11 protein-coding genes are annotated in these 16,890 nt (G+C 69.3%); 9 read left to right on the top strand and 2 right to left on the bottom strand.

The annotated features are described in order from the left end of the window. The first annotated feature begins 238 nt into the window (after window positions 1-238). The 3 genes from QM019_RS09500 to QM019_RS09490 all read left to right on the top strand — a co-directional run bounded on the left by QM019_RS09500 (window position 239) and on the right by QM019_RS09490 (window position 5,589). The gene (locus tag QM019_RS09500; RefSeq protein WP_282852772.1) at window positions 239-2,965 is read left to right on the top strand and encodes a SpaA isopeptide-forming pilin-related protein; all 2,727 of its coding nucleotides are present in this window, start codon (window positions 239-241) and stop codon (window positions 2,963-2,965) included. 95 nt (window positions 2,966-3,060) lie between these two features. After that, on the top strand, window positions 3,061-4,560 hold the full coding sequence (locus QM019_RS09495; RefSeq protein ID WP_282852771.1) for a SpaH/EbpB family LPXTG-anchored major pilin: 1,500 nt from the start codon (window positions 3,061-3,063) through the stop codon (window positions 4,558-4,560). Window positions 4,561-4,647: 87 nt separating this feature from the next. Beyond that, window positions 4,648-5,589, top strand: coding sequence for a class C sortase (locus QM019_RS09490; protein WP_282852770.1), 942 nt, complete (start codon window positions 4,648-4,650; stop codon window positions 5,587-5,589). Between the two features lie 109 nt (window positions 5,590-5,698). Here QM019_RS09490 and QM019_RS09485 read toward each other — a convergent pair whose 3' ends face one another. Beyond that, complete coding sequence (locus QM019_RS09485; RefSeq protein WP_282852769.1) at window positions 5,699-7,201, bottom strand: RNB domain-containing ribonuclease; 1,503 nt, start codon at window positions 7,199-7,201, stop codon at window positions 5,699-5,701. Between the two features lie 96 nt (window positions 7,202-7,297). Here QM019_RS09485 and QM019_RS09480 point away from each other — a divergent pair, with 96 nt between their 5' ends. The 3 genes from QM019_RS09480 (at window position 7,298) to folE (ending at window position 11,878) form a co-directional block, all read left to right on the top strand. Then, window positions 7,298-8,755, top strand: a complete 1,458-nt coding sequence (locus QM019_RS09480) for a phytoene desaturase family protein (RefSeq protein WP_282852768.1) — start codon at window positions 7,298-7,300, stop codon at window positions 8,753-8,755. Between the two features lie 205 nt (window positions 8,756-8,960). Next, window positions 8,961-11,249, top strand: a complete 2,289-nt coding sequence (gene ftsH / locus QM019_RS09475; protein WP_282852767.1) for an ATP-dependent zinc metalloprotease FtsH — start codon at window positions 8,961-8,963, stop codon at window positions 11,247-11,249. Between the two features lie 2 nt (window positions 11,250-11,251). Then, on the top strand, window positions 11,252-11,878 hold the full coding sequence (folE, locus tag QM019_RS09470; RefSeq protein ID WP_282852766.1) for a GTP cyclohydrolase I: 627 nt from the start codon (window positions 11,252-11,254) through the stop codon (window positions 11,876-11,878). Window positions 11,879-12,587: 709 nt separating this feature from the next. On the opposite strand, the gene QM019_RS09465 is transcribed toward folE, so the two are convergent. After that, window positions 12,588-14,096 (bottom strand): purine-cytosine permease family protein, encoded by a 1,509-nt coding sequence (locus QM019_RS09465; protein WP_282852765.1) that lies wholly within the window; start codon window positions 14,094-14,096, stop codon window positions 12,588-12,590. A 160-nt stretch (window positions 14,097-14,256) separates the two neighbouring features. On the opposite strand from QM019_RS09465, the gene folP reads away from it, so the two are divergent. The 3 genes from folP to QM019_RS09450 are packed head-to-tail and all read left to right on the top strand — an operon-like array spanning window position 14,257 to window position 16,822. Next, a complete protein-coding gene (gene folP / locus QM019_RS09460) occupies window positions 14,257-15,144 on the top strand; it encodes a dihydropteroate synthase (protein ID WP_282852764.1) in 888 nt (295 codons plus the stop codon). Then, complete coding sequence (gene folK / locus QM019_RS09455; RefSeq protein WP_282852763.1) at window positions 15,141-16,283, top strand: 2-amino-4-hydroxy-6-hydroxymethyldihydropteridine diphosphokinase; 1,143 nt, start codon at window positions 15,141-15,143, stop codon at window positions 16,281-16,283. The genes folP and folK overlap by 4 nt, the downstream gene beginning before the upstream one ends. Beyond that, on the top strand, window positions 16,280-16,822 hold the full coding sequence (locus tag QM019_RS09450; protein WP_282828421.1) for a DUF3180 domain-containing protein: 543 nt from the start codon (window positions 16,280-16,282) through the stop codon (window positions 16,820-16,822). The genes folK and QM019_RS09450 overlap by 4 nt, the downstream gene beginning before the upstream one ends. Window positions 16,823-16,890 lie beyond the last annotated feature (68 nt).

Here is a 16,890-nt window from a genome sequence, read left to right as displayed (position 1 = left end):
CAGGGCACACGACTAACCGGAGGGGAGGCGGCGCTCCCTCCCGACACCTGTTGGGTGACGCGTTCTGTTGCCGTGGGGCGGTGTGGGGGTACGCATGAAAACGCATTGGGGGATGCGGGGGTACGTGCCCGGGATCGTGGGGGTACGCGGGCGATGAAAGGCGGGGTTGAACTGTCTGTGATTTGGCTGTGCAAAAGGCAACGAACCCATAACTTGAAGTCGGGAATCACCTGGCCTTTTGCCTGACGCCGCGGCGCACCTGCGCACGCTCCTGGCGGTCGAGTGGTTCACCCAGCCACGAGACGAGAAGGACTCCCGCATGCAGCAGCGTCGCGCCACGATCCGCCGAGCAACCGCCACCCGCGGCCTCCGCGTTGCACTCATTGCGACGCTCCTCGGCGGGCTGTTCGGCATCCCCGCCACCGGCGCCTTCGCGGCCACGGGCGACGAGCCCACGGCGACGCCCGCCGCGACCGAGACGAGCGACGCGACCGAGTCGACGACGGCACCCGAAGAGACCTCGACGACCGCGCCCACCGAGACCACGCCCGCCGAAGACGACACCGCGAGCACCGACGCCACGACGGAGTCGAACAACGCGGTGACGCCGAACGCGATCGTCTCGCCCATGGCGGTGCCGACGCTTGAGTGCGGCGACGGATACTTCTACTCGGTGCTCTCGAACGGCACGGTTCGCAAGATCAACGCCAACACCTCGCCTGCCACTGTTACCAGCGAGGGCCGGTGGGGCACGAATAACTCCAGCGTCAATGGCATTGGCATTGGTGCCAACGGCGAAACGATGTACGCCTACGAACGCAGCAGCACGAACAACGCGAGGGACATCGTGCGCATGTTGCGCTGGACCTCAGAATCGGGAACGTGGGAGTCGATCCCCAACAGTGCTAACTCGGCGACGGGGAGCGAGAACAGCCTCGTGGCCGGTGCAGTCGACCTCAATACCGGCATGTACGTCTACGGTTCGTACGAAACGCAGGGCAATCAGGTCTACCTGCGCCTCTATGTCTACAACCCGACCACGAACCAGCACATCAACATTGGCCGTGCCGGCGTCGGGCCGACCTGGTCGAACAACTACAGCGGCTACAACGGTGACATTGCCTTCGACGCCTCGGGCAACCTCTATAGTGTCCGCGCAAGTCTCGTCGCCAATAACGGCAACATTCAGCTGTCGATCGGTTCGATCAGCGCCAGCGACATTGAGGCCGCGATCAACGCCGGCAGCTCAAGCCGCAACATCTCGGCGACCTACACGACGACGCGCACGATCAACAACGCGCCGAGTGGGGTGAACGGCATCGCCTTCCTCCAGGACGGCACCGTCGTGCTCGGCGACGGCTCCTCGGCGTACCAGTACAACCCGACCACCTGGAACCGGATCCGGACGATTACAACCGGCCTTGGTAGCGGCAATTCGATGAGCACCGACCTCGCGAGCTGCGCCTCGCCGGCCACGGTCACGCTGCTCAAGGACGTCGCCGGCCGCTCCGACTCGAGCGACCAGTTCAACCTGACGCTGCGCGACTCGAGCCAGACCGGCTCGGTCATCTCGACCGCGCCGACGACCGGCTCAGCCACGGGCATCCAGGATGTTCAGGTCGGTCCGTTCCCCGTGCAGACCGGCCAGGTGGTTGCGATCTCCGAGTCGATGGCCTCGGGTTCCGCCTCCACGCTCGCGGACTACACCAGCAGCTACCAGTGCGTTGACGAGACCGGCGCGACCCTCGCATCCGGCAATGCCGCGCAGGGCACAGTGACGATCCCGAACCGCGGCGGCGCCGCCGTGGTCTGCACGATCACGAACAAGCCGCTCGTCGCCGCGATCAAGGTGACGAAGACGGTGCAGGACTCGAACGGCGAGAACGACTCGCTCGCCTCGGGCTGGGCCATGACGGTCAGCCCGACGACCGGCACGCTGACCCCGACGGCGACGACGCAGAACACGAACTCGAGCGGCGCGACGAACTGGAAGCTCCGCCTCGGCTCGACGACGGCGACCTCGACGATCACGGTCACCGAGACGCAGCAGGACGGCTATGTGTTCGTCAGCGGCCAGTGCGTGATCACGAGCCTCGACGGCACGAAGTCGCAGCCGATCGTGTTCGACGCCGAGTCCGGCACGGTTCCGGGCGTCAAGGCGGGCGACTCGGTGGAGTGCGGCTTCGTGAACAAGGAGCAGCCGACCCAGCTGACGATCATCAAGGACTTCAATCTGCAGTACGGCGCCCCCGCGGTCGAGAACGACTGGACCTTCACCGCGGCACCCACCTCGGGCGCGACGCTCAACTACACGAGCGGCGAGACGAAGGAAGTCGCGGCCGGCACCTACGCGATCACCGAGCTGTTCCGCGGCGGCGATGCCAGCGCATCCGGCTATGAACTCACGTCGATGACCTGCGAGGTCGACGGCACCAGCACGACCATCACCGATGGCAACGTGACGGTGCCCGAGAACAAGGCGGTCACCTGCACGCTCGTGAACACCGACAAGCCCGGCTCGGTCGTCTGGACCAAGGCCGACGGCAACGACAACGAGCTCGGCGGCTCGGAGTGGACCCTCACCGGCCCCGACGGCACCGTCACGACGATCACCGACTGCGACGCGGCCGACGCGTCGGAGTGCACCGGTCCCGATCGCGACCCGGCGCCCGGCAAGTTCTCGCTGCAGTCGCTCTCGTGGGGCACGTACACGCTCGTCGAGTCGGCGGCGCCAGCCGGGTACCTGCTCGACGAGACCGAGCACACGATCGTGATCGGCAACGGTGACGGCGAGCAGCTCGAGTACGACCTCGGCGCCATCACGAACGACCCGCGCGACGGGCTCGAGATTCCGCTCACCGGCGGGCTCGGCCAGGACGCCTTCCTCTTCGGCGGCGGCGGTCTGCTCCTCCTCGTCGGCCTCGTCTTCGGCATCCGCGCCCTGCGCCGCCGAGCGACCTCCTAGACCCCAACTCCTCCACCTCACCCACAACTTGGGCGTGCCAACTGCGCCCGAAAACACACCTCTGCGGTGCCTCGCAGACCAAGAAAGGAATCGGAATGATCAAGAATCACTCCCGCTCGCGCAAGGTGGCTTCGGTCATCGCGGCGCTCGCGGTCGGCGCGGCATCGCTCCTGGGCGCATCGGCTGCCCAGGCCGCTGAGGATGTTGACTACGGCAACATCGACTTCGACCGCACTGGCTCGCTCACGATCCACAAGCACGAGCACCAGAGCACGAACGACGAGACGGCGGCTGCGCCGGATGCGTCGGGCGACACCTCGGCGTTCGGCGCCGGCGTCGACGGCGTGACCTTCAGCATCCAGAAGATCAACGAGATCGACCTCGCCGACCAGGCCGACTGGGCCCTGCTCGACGGCCTCACCCCGAACACCGACGGCACCGTCACCGGCTACACGCTCACCTCGGCGGGCGAGGTGGTCACCTCGAACGGCGGCGTCGCCACCATCGCTGGCCTCGAGCTCGGCGCGTACGTTGTCACCGAGACCGACGCGCCCGCGAGCGTCGTCGACCACGCGACCCCGTTCATCGTGACCCTGCCGCTGCCCTACGACGGCGGCTGGCTCTACAACGTGCACGCGTACCCGAAGAACGGTGTCACCGACATCACGAAGGACGTCGAGGCACCGAGCGGTCTCGGCCTCGGCTCGACCGTGAACTTCCCCGTCACCACCAAGGTGCCGACGGTCGCCACGAACGGCAGCATCACCTCGTACGTCGTGAGCGACACGCTCGACGCCCGCCTCGGCTCGCTCGCCGTGCCCTCGGTGACCAACGCCGACGGTTCGGTGACCTTCGTCGACGGCACCGACTACGACGTTGTCGTCAACGGCAGCACCGTGCAGGTCGTCTTCACCGCCTCGGGCCTCGAGCGCCTCGCCGCTGACTTCGAGGGCCAGAACATCGTCACCACCTTCCAGGGCACCGTGACCTCGGTGGGCGACGGCGAGATCGTCAACGACGCGACCGTGTTCGTGAACGACCCCGAGCAGACCGACGGCGTCGACTCGAACGAGGTTGTGACCAAGTGGGGCAACCTGCGCATCCAGAAGATCAACGACGTGACCCCCGCCACCGCGCTGCAGGGCGCGACCTTCGAGGTCTACGCCGCCGCCGACGCGTACGCCGCTGACTGCTCGGCCGCAACCCCGACCGGCGACGCGATCTCGATCAACGGCGCCACCTCGTTCACCTCGAACGAGAACGGCCTCGTCGAGGGCATCGACGGCCTCTTCGTGAGCGACACGAACACCGGCAGCCTCAGTGACACCCGCTGCTACGTGCTCAAGGAGACCGCTGCTCCCGCCGGGTACGTGCTGCCCGAGGGTGACAACGCGCTCTTCCCCGTGACCGTCGTTGCCGGCACCACCGCCGACGCCGAGTGGGACGCGCAGATCGAGAACTCGCAGCCCGAGGTTCCCTCGCTGCCGATGACCGGTGCCCAGGGCCAGCTGCTCATGGCCATCGGTGGCGCCGCGCTGCTCGCGATCGCCCTCGGCCTCGTGATGGCTCGCCGCCGCGCGAACGCCGCGAAGTAGGCTCATCCCGAACCCGCCCCGCGGGTCGACGTACCCCTTGCACGTCGACCCGCGGGGCACACCCCTTTACTCGAGAAAGATCACCGCGTGACCACCACCGCAACCGCCGCAAAGCCGGCCGGCACCGAGGCCCGCACGCCTCGCTGGCGCCCCGGCGTGCTGTCGATCGCGATCGTGCTCATCGCGGTGATCGGCCTCAGCGTGCTCATCTACCCGTACGCGGCGCAGTGGCTGTCGTCGTACAACCAGTCGACGCTGATTCGCGACTACGAGACGAGCCTGCAGCACGCCGACCCGAGCGCCGATGACCAGCTCGCGCTCGCCCATTCCTACAACGACGCGCTCACCGCGGGCGTCGACCTCGAGGCTGGCGCGAACGTGCCGACCGGCACCGGCACGGGCAGCGGCACCCTTGCGTACGACGACATGCTCACGACCGACGACTCGGGCCTCATGGCTCGCATCAAGATTCCGTCGATCGACCTCGACCTGCCGATCTACCACGGCACGAGCGACGACACGCTCATGGAGGGGGCCGGCCACCTCGAGGGCTCGAGCCTGCCGGTCGGCGGCATGGGCACCCACTCGGTCATCACCGCACACCGCGGCCTCGCCAACGCGACGATGTTCTCGAACCTCGACCAGGTCGACATCGGCGACCGCTTCACCATCGAGGTCATGGGCGAGGTGCTCACCTACGAGGTCATCGAGACCAAGGTCGTCGCGCCCGAAGACACCGACTCGCTGCGCTCGGTGGCCGACAACGACCTCGTCACGCTCGTCACCTGCACGCCGCTCGGCATCAACACCCACCGCATCCTCGTCACCGCCGAGCGCGTCACACCGACGCCGATCGCCGACCTCGAGGCGGCCGGCGCAGACCCGACCGTGCCGGGATTCCCCTGGTGGGCCGTGATTTACGGCGGCGGGCTCGTGGCCGCGGGCGTGCTGCTCTGGCGCCTCGGCATCGCGGATGCTCGGGTCGCGGCCCGCAAGGCGGCGAAGGCCGCGCTCTCCCCAGAGTCCTGACCCGCGCATCCCAAGCCATGGGTGTCGCGTTTGGCCCCGTTCGACGCCCGATTTCGCGCGATTTTGGGGCTAAACGCAACACCCATGCCTGGTGGTTGGAACGCAACGCCTAGGCGGGGTATTCGAAGCGCACCTTGCGGGTTGTCGGGTTCGCCTCGACGAGCCGCACTCGCACGTGCTCGCCCGCCGGAACGTCGCCGCGGCACTGCGCGATGACCGGCGGTTCGTAGACGAAGACCTCGGCGTGGTGGTCGCCGTCGCCGGCGCGCAGCAGGCCGGCATCGAACTCCTGGCCCACCGCATCCTGCAGCGCGACCGCCTCGGCGAGGTTGATGCACTCGTTCTCAACCGACGCAGCGACCCGGCCCGAGTTCTGCAGCAGCCCGGGCAGATCGGGCAGCGCATCCGCAATCTCGGCGGGCACCTCGCCGCTCACCTGCGCGCTGCCGTCGAGCGCGACCCACTCGCCGCCGAAGGCGAGGGCGACCTCGCTCACAAAGCGGTCGCCGAGGCGGCGGATGGGCGCGGTCGCGTGCCCGTACTCGCTCGCGACACCGGCGTGCCAAGTCGCGCCGTCGTTCTCGGGCGGGTTGTCGGGTGAAAATGCGAGGTGGCCCGAGCCGCGCAGCAGCTTCGTCGCCACCGAGTTGAGCGCGAGCGCCTTCGGGTCGTCGGGCTTGAGGCTCGCGAGGATCTCGCCGGGCGCCTGCTCGTCGCCGGCATCGACGCCGAGCGCTCGGGCGGCCTGACGGAACTGCTGCACCGTCTCGTCGTCGGGCTGGGGCAGCGTACGCAGCAGGCCCGTGCCGCCGGCGAGCATGATGCGGGCGGCCGCGATGCCGGTGGCGAGTGAGCAGTGCGCGTTCCAAGCATCCATCTGGGTGCGCGGCTCGAGGCGCAGCTGCCAGCTGCCGTCGACGTGCACGAGGTCTTGCTCGGGCAGCTGCAGCTCGACGGCGCCGCGCTCGCGGGCACGCTCCTCGCGCACCCCGCCAAACTCGGGCAGCAGCTCGATGGGCTCGGGCAGCAGCTTGCCGTGGTCGTAGTGCGCCTGCAGCGTCGGGTAGTCGAGGCGTTCGCGTACGTGCACCGCCGCGCGCCGCACCCGGGCGCGGGTGAGCTCGCCCTGGTCGTTCGTCTCGATCTGCCAGAGCACGGCCGGGCGATCCTCGCCCTTGACGAGGCTCACGGTCTGCTCGGAGAGGATGCGTGGGTACAGCGGCACGTTGCCGTCGGGCAGGTACTTGGTCTCGCCGCGCTGGCGCGCCTCGGCATCGAGCGGGCTGCCGGGCGCGACGAACGCGCCGACGTCGGCGATCGCGTAGAAGAGGGTGTAGCCGGCGTGGCCGGCCTCGGTGCCCCGCTGAATGCGCACGGCCTGGTCGAGATCCTTCGACCCGGGCGGGTCGATCGTGACGAGCGCGAGCTTGCGGGCGTCAATGCGGCCCTCGGCGAGGCGGTCGCTTGCCTCGGCGGCCGCCTGCTCGAGCTCGGGGGAGAACTCCTCGCGCAGCTCGTATTGCTCGCGCACCGCGCTGAAGTCGAGCTCGGCCATGCCGCTCGGCCCCTCGGTCGTGCTGGATTCGGAGGATGCCGCGCTGCGCTCACTCATGCTGCCGAGGCTACTCGGCCCGCGTTCGCCTGCCTGTCAGGAGGCTGCGCGGGCGGGCGGTGGGCGCGCTGGCCGCGACTGGCTACCCTCGGGACTATGACTCGTGCAGCCCGATCCGCCGCCGTAATCGGTTCGGGCCCGAACGGGCTCGCGGCGGCCGTAACGCTCGCGAGGGCTGGCGTTCCCGTCACCGTGTTCGAGGCGGCCGACACGATTGGCGGGGGCACGCGCACGGCCGAGTCGGTCATGCCCGGGGTCGTGCACGACACCTGCTCGGCGATTCACCCGATGGCGTTCGCATCGCCGTTCTTCCACGAGTTCCGGCTCGCCGACAAGGTCGAGTTCGTCGTGCCCGAGGCGTCGTACGCGCATCCGCTCGAGGGGCGCGAGGCCGCGATCGCGTATCGCGACCTCGACCGCACCGTCGCCGAGCTTGGCATCGACGGGGTGGCGTACGGGCGACTGATGCGGCCGCTCGTCGACCGCGCGGCCGGCGTCTTCGACTTCGCCCTCGGCGGCAGCATGGTGCGGGTACCGCGCGACCTCATCGCGACCGTGCTGACCGGCCTCGCCGCGCTACGACAGGGCTCGCCGCTGTGGAACCTCGGCTTTCGCGACGTCGCCGCGCCCGCGCTCATCTCGGGTGTCGCGGCCCACTCGATCGGGCGCATGCCGGCGCTCGCCACCTCGGCGATCGGTCTCGTGCTCGCGGTCGCGGGGCACACCGGTGGCTGGCCCGTGCCGGTGGGCGGCTCGGCTACGATTTCGCGGGCTCTCGCCGACGACCTGCTCGCGCACGGCGGACAGATCGAGACCGGCACGCGCATCCGTGACATCGCCGAGCTCGGCGACTACGACGTGCACGTCTTTGACACCTCTGCCCGCGCGCTCACCGAGATCGCCCACTCGAAGCTGCCAGGCAGGTACCTGCGCTCCCTCGACCGGTTCCGCTTCGGCAACGCCGCGGCGAAGGTCGACCTCGTGCTCGACGGCCCGATTCCCTGGGCGGATCCGCGCATCGCACAGGCCCCGACGGTGCACCTCGGCGGCACCCGCGCCGAGGTCGCGGCGGCTGAGGGGATGGTCGCGCGCGGCCGGCACGCAGCGCATCCGTATGTGCTGCTCGCGCAGCCGACCGAGTTCGACCCGGGCCGCAACCCGGCCGAGTTCAACGCCGTCTGGAGCTACACCCACGTGCCGCGCGGCTCGACGCTCGACGTGACCGAGCGCGTGCTCGCGCAGCTCGAGCGCTTCGCGCCGGGGGTGCGCGACCGCGTGGTCGGGGTGAAGTGCACGCCGGCGGCCGAGCTCGGCGAGTACAACGCGAACTATGTCGGCGGCGATATCAGCTCGGGCGCGGTGCAGCTGCCGCAGCTGCTCGCGCGGCCCGTGCTCGCGCCCGATCCGTGGCGCACGCCAGGGGAAGGCATCTACCTCGCTTCGTCGGCGGCGGCACCGGGGCCGGGGGTGCACGGGCTCGGCGGGTGGTACGCCGCGCGCTCGGCGCTGCGGCACTCGTTTGGCATTGACCCGCGTTCGGTTTCGCTCGCGTAGTTTCGCGGGCATCCGGCCTCCCGGCGCTGGGCTCGACCCGCGCATCCGGCCCGCCGCACGTCGAGTGCGCGGGTGGCGAACGGGCAGCCAGCGCCAAAGTGGGCGCTAGTAGGATTTCCGCAACTGGAGGGGCGTGTTGCTGCCCCGCTTCCCGAGCCGGGCATCCGGCGTCGCTGAACGAAAGGCAGCGGGTTCGCTCGCGCGCATGAAAACCTTGAAGAAACTCCTGAAGAGCCCGATCACGATTGTGCTGCTCGCGGTGATCGTGATCGGAATCGGCTTCAGCCTGATCAACCAGCAGGGCAACACTGAGGTCACGACGCAGCAGGGTCTCGAGATCCTGAAGAAGGACAAGCTCAAGACCGTCACCATCGTTCAGGGTGACAACCGCGTCAACATCGAGTTCGCCGAGGCCGACGAGGAGTACGGCCAGCAGGCGCACTTCTACTTCGTGGATGCGCGCGCCGAGGCCGTCGTCGGCGCGGTCGACGACGCGAACATCGCCGAGAACTACAACGATGAGGTGCCCGGCCCGAACTGGTTCAGCACCGCGCTCTCGCTGCTGCTGCCGCTCGTGCTCATTGGCTTCTTCGTGTGGCTGATGCTGTCGAGCATGCAGGGCGGCGGCGCCGGCGGCATGATGAAGTTCGGCAAGTCGAAGGCGAAGCTCGTCAGCAAGGAAGACCCGCAGGTCACCTTTGCCGACGTTGCCGGCGCGAACGAGGCGCTCGAGGAGCTCGCCGAGATCAAGGACTTCCTGAAGGAGCCCGACAAGTTCCTCGCGGTCGGCGCGAAGATTCCGAAGGGTGTGCTGCTCTACGGCCCTCCCGGCACGGGTAAGACGCTGCTCGCGAAGGCCGTGGCGGGTGAGGCGGGCACGCCGTTCTACTCGATCTCGGGTTCCGACTTCGTCGAGATGTTCGTCGGCGTGGGTGCCTCGCGCGTGCGCGACCTGTTCGAGCAGGCGAAGCAGAACGCCCCCGCCATCATCTTCATCGACGAGATCGACGCGGTCGGCCGCCAGCGCGGCGTCGGCATGGGCGGCGGCAACGACGAGCGCGAGCAGACGCTCAACCAGTTGCTCGTCGAGATGGACGGCTTCGACGCGACGACGAACGTCATTCTCATCGCGGCGACGAACCGCCCGGATGTGCTCGACCCGGCCCTGCTGCGCCCCGGCCGCTTCGACCGCCAGATCGGCGTCGACGCCCCCGACCTCGAGGGCCGCCGCAAGATCCTCGAGGTGCACTCGAAGGGCAAGCCGATCGCGAAGGACGTCGACCTCTCGGTCGTCGCCCGCAAGACCCCCGGCTTCACCGGTGCCGACCTCGCGAACGTGCTCAACGAGGCCGCGCTGCTCACGGCCCGCCTCGGCGCGCAGATCGTCGACGCGCGCGCGATCGACGAGGCGATCGACCGCGTGATCGCGGGCCCGCAGCGTCGCAGCCGTGTCATGAACGACCAGGAAAAGCTGATCACGGCGTACCACGAGGGCGGCCACGCGATCGCGGCCGCGGCCCTGCGCCACACCGACCCGGTAACGAAGATCACGATCTTGCCGCGCGGCCGCGCCCTCGGCTACACCATGGTCGTGCCGCTTGAAGACAAGTACTCGGTGACCCGCAACGAGCTGCTCGACCAGCTCACCTACGCCATGGGTGGCCGCATCGCCGAAGAGCTCGTGTTCCACGACCCGACGACCGGCGCATCCAACGACATCGAGAAGGCCACGAAGACGGCCCGCAAGATGGTCACCGAATACGGCATGTCGAACACCGTCGGTGCGATCAAGCTCGGCGACAACGAGGGCGAGTCGCCGTACTCGCGCTCGCAGGGCGCGCCCTACTCCGACACGACCGCCCTCGTCGTCGACCGCGAGGTGCAGGGGCTCCTCGAGCAGGCGCAGCAGGAGGCCTGGTGGGTGCTCACGAACAACCGTGACGTGCTCGACCGCCTCGCCGCCGAACTGCTTGACGTCGAGACGATCGGCCACGAGCGCCTCGCCGAGATCTTCGCGGGCATCGTCAAGCTGCCCGAACGCGCGCAGTGGCTCTCGAGCCCCGAGCGCCCCGTGAGCTCGCGCCCGCCGGTGCAGCTCAAGCCGCACCTGCCCGCGAGCGGCGAAGAGGAGCCTTCGAGCCACGCGACTGGTGCTGGCGAGGATGGTGCTGGGCACGGTGACGGGGCTGGTGCGCCTGGTGTGCCGGGTGCCGGTCAGCCTGGTGCTGGCCAGCCCGGCGCGGGCCGGCCTGATGGCGGCCATGGACCTGGCGCGGGTACGCCTGGTGCTGGGGCCGGTCAGCCCGGTGGCGGCCACACGCCCGGCGGTGCCGGCGAGCCTGACGGTGGCGCGCATCCCGGTGGCGTGCCGCAGCCCGGATTCGGGGGCGACAAGCCCGGCGTGACCGACGTGCATCCTGGCCTCGACCGCCCCGAGCCCGGCTCGGGCCTCGACAACCCCGAGGGCCCGACGCGCCCCGGCGCCTGGTCGTAACGATGGCGGTGGATGCGCAGCGCGCGCAGGCGGCCGTGCGAGAGTTGCTCGCCGCCTGCGGCCTCGACCCCGATTCGGCGCAGTTCGCGCGCACGCCGGCGCGGGTCGCGGCCGCGGCGGCCGAGCTGTTTGCTGGAGTTGGCGTCGACGCGGTCGCGCCCCTGATCGAGGGGCGCATCTCGCTCGACGAGCCCGACGCGGCGCCGGCCGTTGACCGCCTCGAGGCCGTGGAGTCGGGGCAGCCGGTGTTGCTGCGGAACATCCGTTTTCGCTCGGTGTGCGAGCACCACCTGCTGCCATTTGATGGCTGGGTGCAGCTCGCGTACCTGCCCGGCGACTCGATCATCGGGTTCGGCCGGCTGTACGACCTCGTCGAGACGCTGTCGAGCGCGCCGACGCTGCAGGAGCGGCTCGGCGACGATCTCGTCGACGCGATCATGACCGGTCTCGACGCCCGCGGCGCGATCGCCGTGCTCGAGGCGCGGCAGGGATGCGTCGCCGACCGCGGACCGCGCCAGAGCGACTCCGAGACAGTCACGCTCGCGACGCGTGGCGCGTTCAACAACCCGGATGCGCGGGCCGAGGTGCTGCGCCTCATCGCCCTGGGTGCCTCCGACCGCGACGAATAGGGGAGCGCGCCGCTCGCGGCGCTGAGGAAGCCGCGGCGCTCGCCGCTCTTACTGTTGCGGCGCCTAGTGTCCCCGAACTCCCACTTTTCGCGTTGAAAGTGGGACATCGGCGATACTCCGCGCCGTGGGTCGCCGCCCCGCTTTGGGTGACCACCGCCTAGTGTCCCCAACGTCCCACTTTTCGCGTTGAAAGTGGGACATTGGGGACACCCTGTCACAGAAGAGTCCCTCCACGGGTACCTGTGGGTTGCTGCGGGCGCGACCACACGTATCCGCCACGGCCGCACCGTCGCGAGGACCGCATTCGCGGCGTTCGGGCGCCCTCGCAACCGCATCTTTTCTAGAGAACTGCATCTGTTCTAGAAAACCGCGGATGGGGCGCATCGTGATGCGAGCCGCGACACATTCGGCTTCCACAAAGTGAGTCGAATTTGCGGTTTTCGCGCCGTTTTTCGGTAACTTCGACTCACTTTGCGTCGCGAGCGGTGATCACGCCCAGGGTGGCCGCCGCCTAGTGTCCCCGACATCCCACTTTTCGCGTTGAAAGTGGGATCTCGGCGACACTCTGTGATGTGGGTCGCGGCCGCGCTTTGGGCGGCCACCGCAAAGGGTCCCCGAAGTCCCACTTTTCGCGTCAGATGTGGGACATTGGGGACACCCTGCGAGGCGGGCGCGGCCACGCGGCAACGCCCTCCCCACCCGCGAAGCCTCAGCCAGCATCCGCTTCCTGCCGGCGGATCTTGCCGCGACGGCCAACCCACGCGACCACGAACGACAGCACGAGCGCGAAAAACACCCCGAGGTTGGCGTAGGCCCAGTCGCCATCGCGACCGCCGACCATCCAGAGCAGGTAACCCTGCCAGTTGTTCCACGCGGCGTCCTCGGCAAACGAGTTCACGACGAAGCCCCAGCCGATCACCGAGGCGACGACCATCGTGCCGATCGACAGCCAGTCCCACGAGCCGTACCGGCCGCGCGCGTCAAACAGCGCGGCGTCGTCGTAGTCGCGGCGCCGCGTCAGAATGTCGGCAATGAGGATGCCCGCCCACGACGCCAGCGGCACGCCGAGCGTGATCAAGAAGCTCTGGAACGGCCCGAGGAAGTCGGTCGCGAAGAACACGACATAGATCGTGCCTGCGGTCAGAATCACGCCGTCGATCGCGGCGGCCGAGGGGCGGGGGATGCGGATGCCCAGGCTGAGCAGCGTCAGCCCCGACGAGTAGATGCCGAGCACGGCGCCCGACACGAGCGCGAGCACGGCGGTGAGTAAGAACGGGATGAGCACCCAGGTCGGCAGGATGGCCGCGAGTGCGCCGATCGGGTCGCCCGCGATCGCCTCGTTGAGCGCGGGGTCGGAGCCGGCGAGCAGCACGCCGAAGACGACGAGCACGACGGGCGCGACCGAGCCGCCGAAGGTGTTCCAGAACACGATCTTGCTGTCGGGGGTATCGCGTCGCTGGTAGCGCGACCAGTCGGCCGCGATGTTGATCCAGCCGAGGCCGAAGCCGGTCATCACCATGACGAGTGCGCCGATGACCTGGCCGAGGCTGCCGCCCTCGAGCGCTGAGACGGCCGCAAAGTCGATGTGCGAGAACGCGAGGATTGCGTAGAGCATCGTGACGGCGCCGGTGATCCAGGTGAGGATCGACTGCAGCCGCATGATCACGTGGTAGCCGAGCACCGACGCGGCGACGATCAGCGCCGCGACCACGACGGTCGCGATGATCTGCACGACCACGCCGCCGTCGCCGCCGAGCTGTGTGATCACGGTCGACGTCGCGAGCACGGCCATGATCGCGAGGAACGTCTCCCAGCCGATCGACGTCAGCCACGAGATGATGCCGGGCACCTTCTGTCCATGCACGCCGAACGCGGCGCGGCTGAGCACCATGGTCGGCGCCGAGCCGCGCTTGCCCGCGATCGCGATGAGGCCGCAGAGGAAGAACGACACGACGATACCGATGATCGCAACCGCCGTTGCCTGCCAGAACGAGATGCCGAAGCCGAGAATGAACGAGCCGTACGACATGCCAAACACCGACACGTTCGCGGCAAACCACGGCCAGAACAGATCAGACGGCTTCGCGGTGCGCTGCGACGGGTCGACGACGTCGATGCCCTGCCGCTCGATGAGTCCCGCGGATGCGCTGCTCGCGCCGGCGTCAGCGCCGCGGCGGGGGGAGTGGCCCGACGATTCGGGAGATGTCTGCGTCGACATGGCGGCCTTTCACTGGGGAGTCTTTTCGGCATCCTATGTGGCCGCGGGCCCACCGGTGCGCCGATGTCGCCCGAGTTCCCCCGGCCGCCGGCAGCGGACGCCGCGCCACACGCCCAAACCGACCCAAGCGGCGCACGAGAGAGTGCGGGACAATATCGACATGAGCGAATTGCGTCTGTCCGCGGAAGTCACCATCGACCCGAGCACGACCGAGATCATGGGCGTGCTCAACGTCACGCCCGACTCGTTCAGCGACGGCGGCACCCTCGACTTCGAGAGCGCCGACGCGCGCACCGCATCCGCGCTCGAACGCGCCTATCGGCTCGTGGCGCAGGGCGCGACGATCATCGATGTCGGCGGCGAATCGACCCGACCCGGCGCCGAGCGCGTGCCGCAGGACGAAGAGCTCGCGCGCGTGCTGCCGGTCGTGCAGCAGCTCATCGCCGACGGCATCCCGGTTTCGGTCGACACGATGTACGCCGACACCGCCGCGGCCTGCCTCGACGCGGGCGACGTCATCATCAACGACGTCTCGGGTGGACGCGCCGACGAGCGGATGCTCGAGGTCGTCGCCGAGCGCGGCGCGCGGTTCGTGTTGAGCCACTGGCGCGGGCACAGCGTCGTCATGAACGACCTCGCTGACTACGACGACACCGCCACCGAGGTGCTCGCTGAGTTGCAGCAGATGCGCGACCGCGCCGTCGCGGCGGGCATCGCGCCCGAGCGCATCATTCTCGACCCGGGTCTCGGGTTCGCCAAGGACCACGACGACAACTGGGCAGTGCTCAACCACCTGCACGAACTGCAGCGGCTCGGGCATCCGGTGCTCGTCGGGGTGAGCCGCAAGCGCTTCATCGGACAGCTGCTGCCGGCGGAGGCGCCCGTCGCCGCCCGCGACCTGCCGACCGCGGTCGTGTCGGCCCTCTGCGCCGAGCGTGGCGTGTGGGGCGTGCGGGTGCACAACGTCGCCGCGACCCGAGTCGCCATCGACACGGTCTCGGCCTGGCAGAACGGTGCCGACCTGCGCGAGCAAGGCGCCGAGCAGTGACTGAGCGGGATGCTGGCCTCGGCCGGGATGCGCAGCAACAGTCGGCCGCGGACATGACGCGGGCCTCGGCCGCTGCGCCGGATGCGCGCGAGGAGTCGGCCGCGAACGCGGCGACCGGGGGAGCTACTCCCAGCACCCCGGCCGCGAATGCGCCCACCGCATTCGCGACTCCGCACATCCACCCGGCGGAGGCCGCGATCCAGCTCACGCCGAACCGGCCGGGCCCGGCCGCGCATCCGGCGCTGCCCGCCCCCGAGCTCGACCGCATCGTCATCGACCGGCTGCACGTGCATGGCCGTCACGGCGTCTTCGCGCACGAACGCGCGAACGGCCAGGACTTCTACATCGACGCCGAGGTCTGGATCGACACGCGCGCGGCCGCCGCATCCGACGAGATCGAGCAGACGGTGCACTACGGCCACCTCATGCGCGCGCTCTACGAGGTCGCGATGCAGGAGCCGGTCGACCTGCTCGAGACCCTCGCCGAGCGGCTCGCGGCCGTGACGTTCGCGTTCCCAGGCCCCCAGGCGGTGCGCATCACGGTGCACAAGCCGCAGGCGCCGGTGAAGCTGCGCTTCGACGATGTGATGATTTCGATTTTGCGGTACCGCCCCGAGGGCGCGCAGCCTATCGAGGCGCGCGGCCCAAGCGCCCGCGCGGTCATCGCGCTCGGCTCGAACCTGGGCGACCGCGAGGCGACGATCCGCGACGCGTTCGAAGAGATCGAGGCCCTTGACGGCGTCTGGCCGCACCTGCGCTCGAGCCTCTACGAGACACCCGCGCTCACGACGCACGGCGTCGACGAGTCGGCGCCGGCGTATCTCAACGCGGTGATCGCGGTGCACACGAGCCTCGAGCCGCACGAGCTGCTCGACCAGTTGCAGCAGATCGAAACCGGGCATGGTCGAGTGCGCGCCGAGCGGTGGGGGAGCCGCACGCTCGACCTCGACATCGTCGAGCACGGTGGGCTGCAACTACACGATGCGACGCTCGAGCTGCCGCATCCGCGAGCGTTCGAGCGCGCGTTCGTACTTGCCCCCTGGGCCGAGATTGAACCCGAGGCGTCGCTGCCGGGCCGCGGGCCGATTCGCGAACTGCTCGCGAACGCCGCCGACCGGGTCGAGAGGTACCGCGGATGACCCGCACTAACCCCTGGCGGCTCGTGCTGCTCTTTGTCGCCGCCGGCGTCGTGGTCTGGGCCCTGCAGGTCTGGCTCACGTCGGGTGGCTCGGCGACGATCGTGCCGTCGCTGCCGTTCGGCATCACGCTGCTGCTCATCGGTATCGTCACGATCGTGCTCGCGTGGCCGGTGCGCCGGTACACGCAGGCGCTGCGCAAAGCGCAGGATTCGACTGACCGTCGGCGCGATGACGCCGAGGACGACCGCCCCGAGTGGCGCGAGGTGTCGCGTAAGCGGGTCGATCCGCAGCGCGCGATGCTTGCGCTTGCGCTCGCGAAGGCGTCGAGCCTCGGCGGCAGCATTTTCGCCGGCGGATGCTTGGCCACGGTGTTGTGGCTCGCCTCGCGCACCGTCGTGGGCGCCGGGATGCCGTTGGCAATCGTGTCGCTCGTGTGCGCCGTCGCGCTGCTGGTCGCGGGTCTCGTTGCCGAAAACTGGTGCGCCCTCCCGCCCGACGACAGCGAGCCCGCGGGCGACTCGGTCCCCTCCGCCAGCTAACCCGGTCACGCGTCGGATTTCCCGACGTGGGGAGGGGTTGAGGGAGATGTCCCTCATCCCCTCCCCAC

Source organism: Gulosibacter sediminis (assembly GCF_030011715.1).
Classification (GTDB): Bacteria; Actinomycetota; Actinomycetes; order Actinomycetales; family Microbacteriaceae; genus Gulosibacter; species Gulosibacter sediminis.
This window is presented reverse-complemented; position numbering and strand designations above follow the sequence as displayed.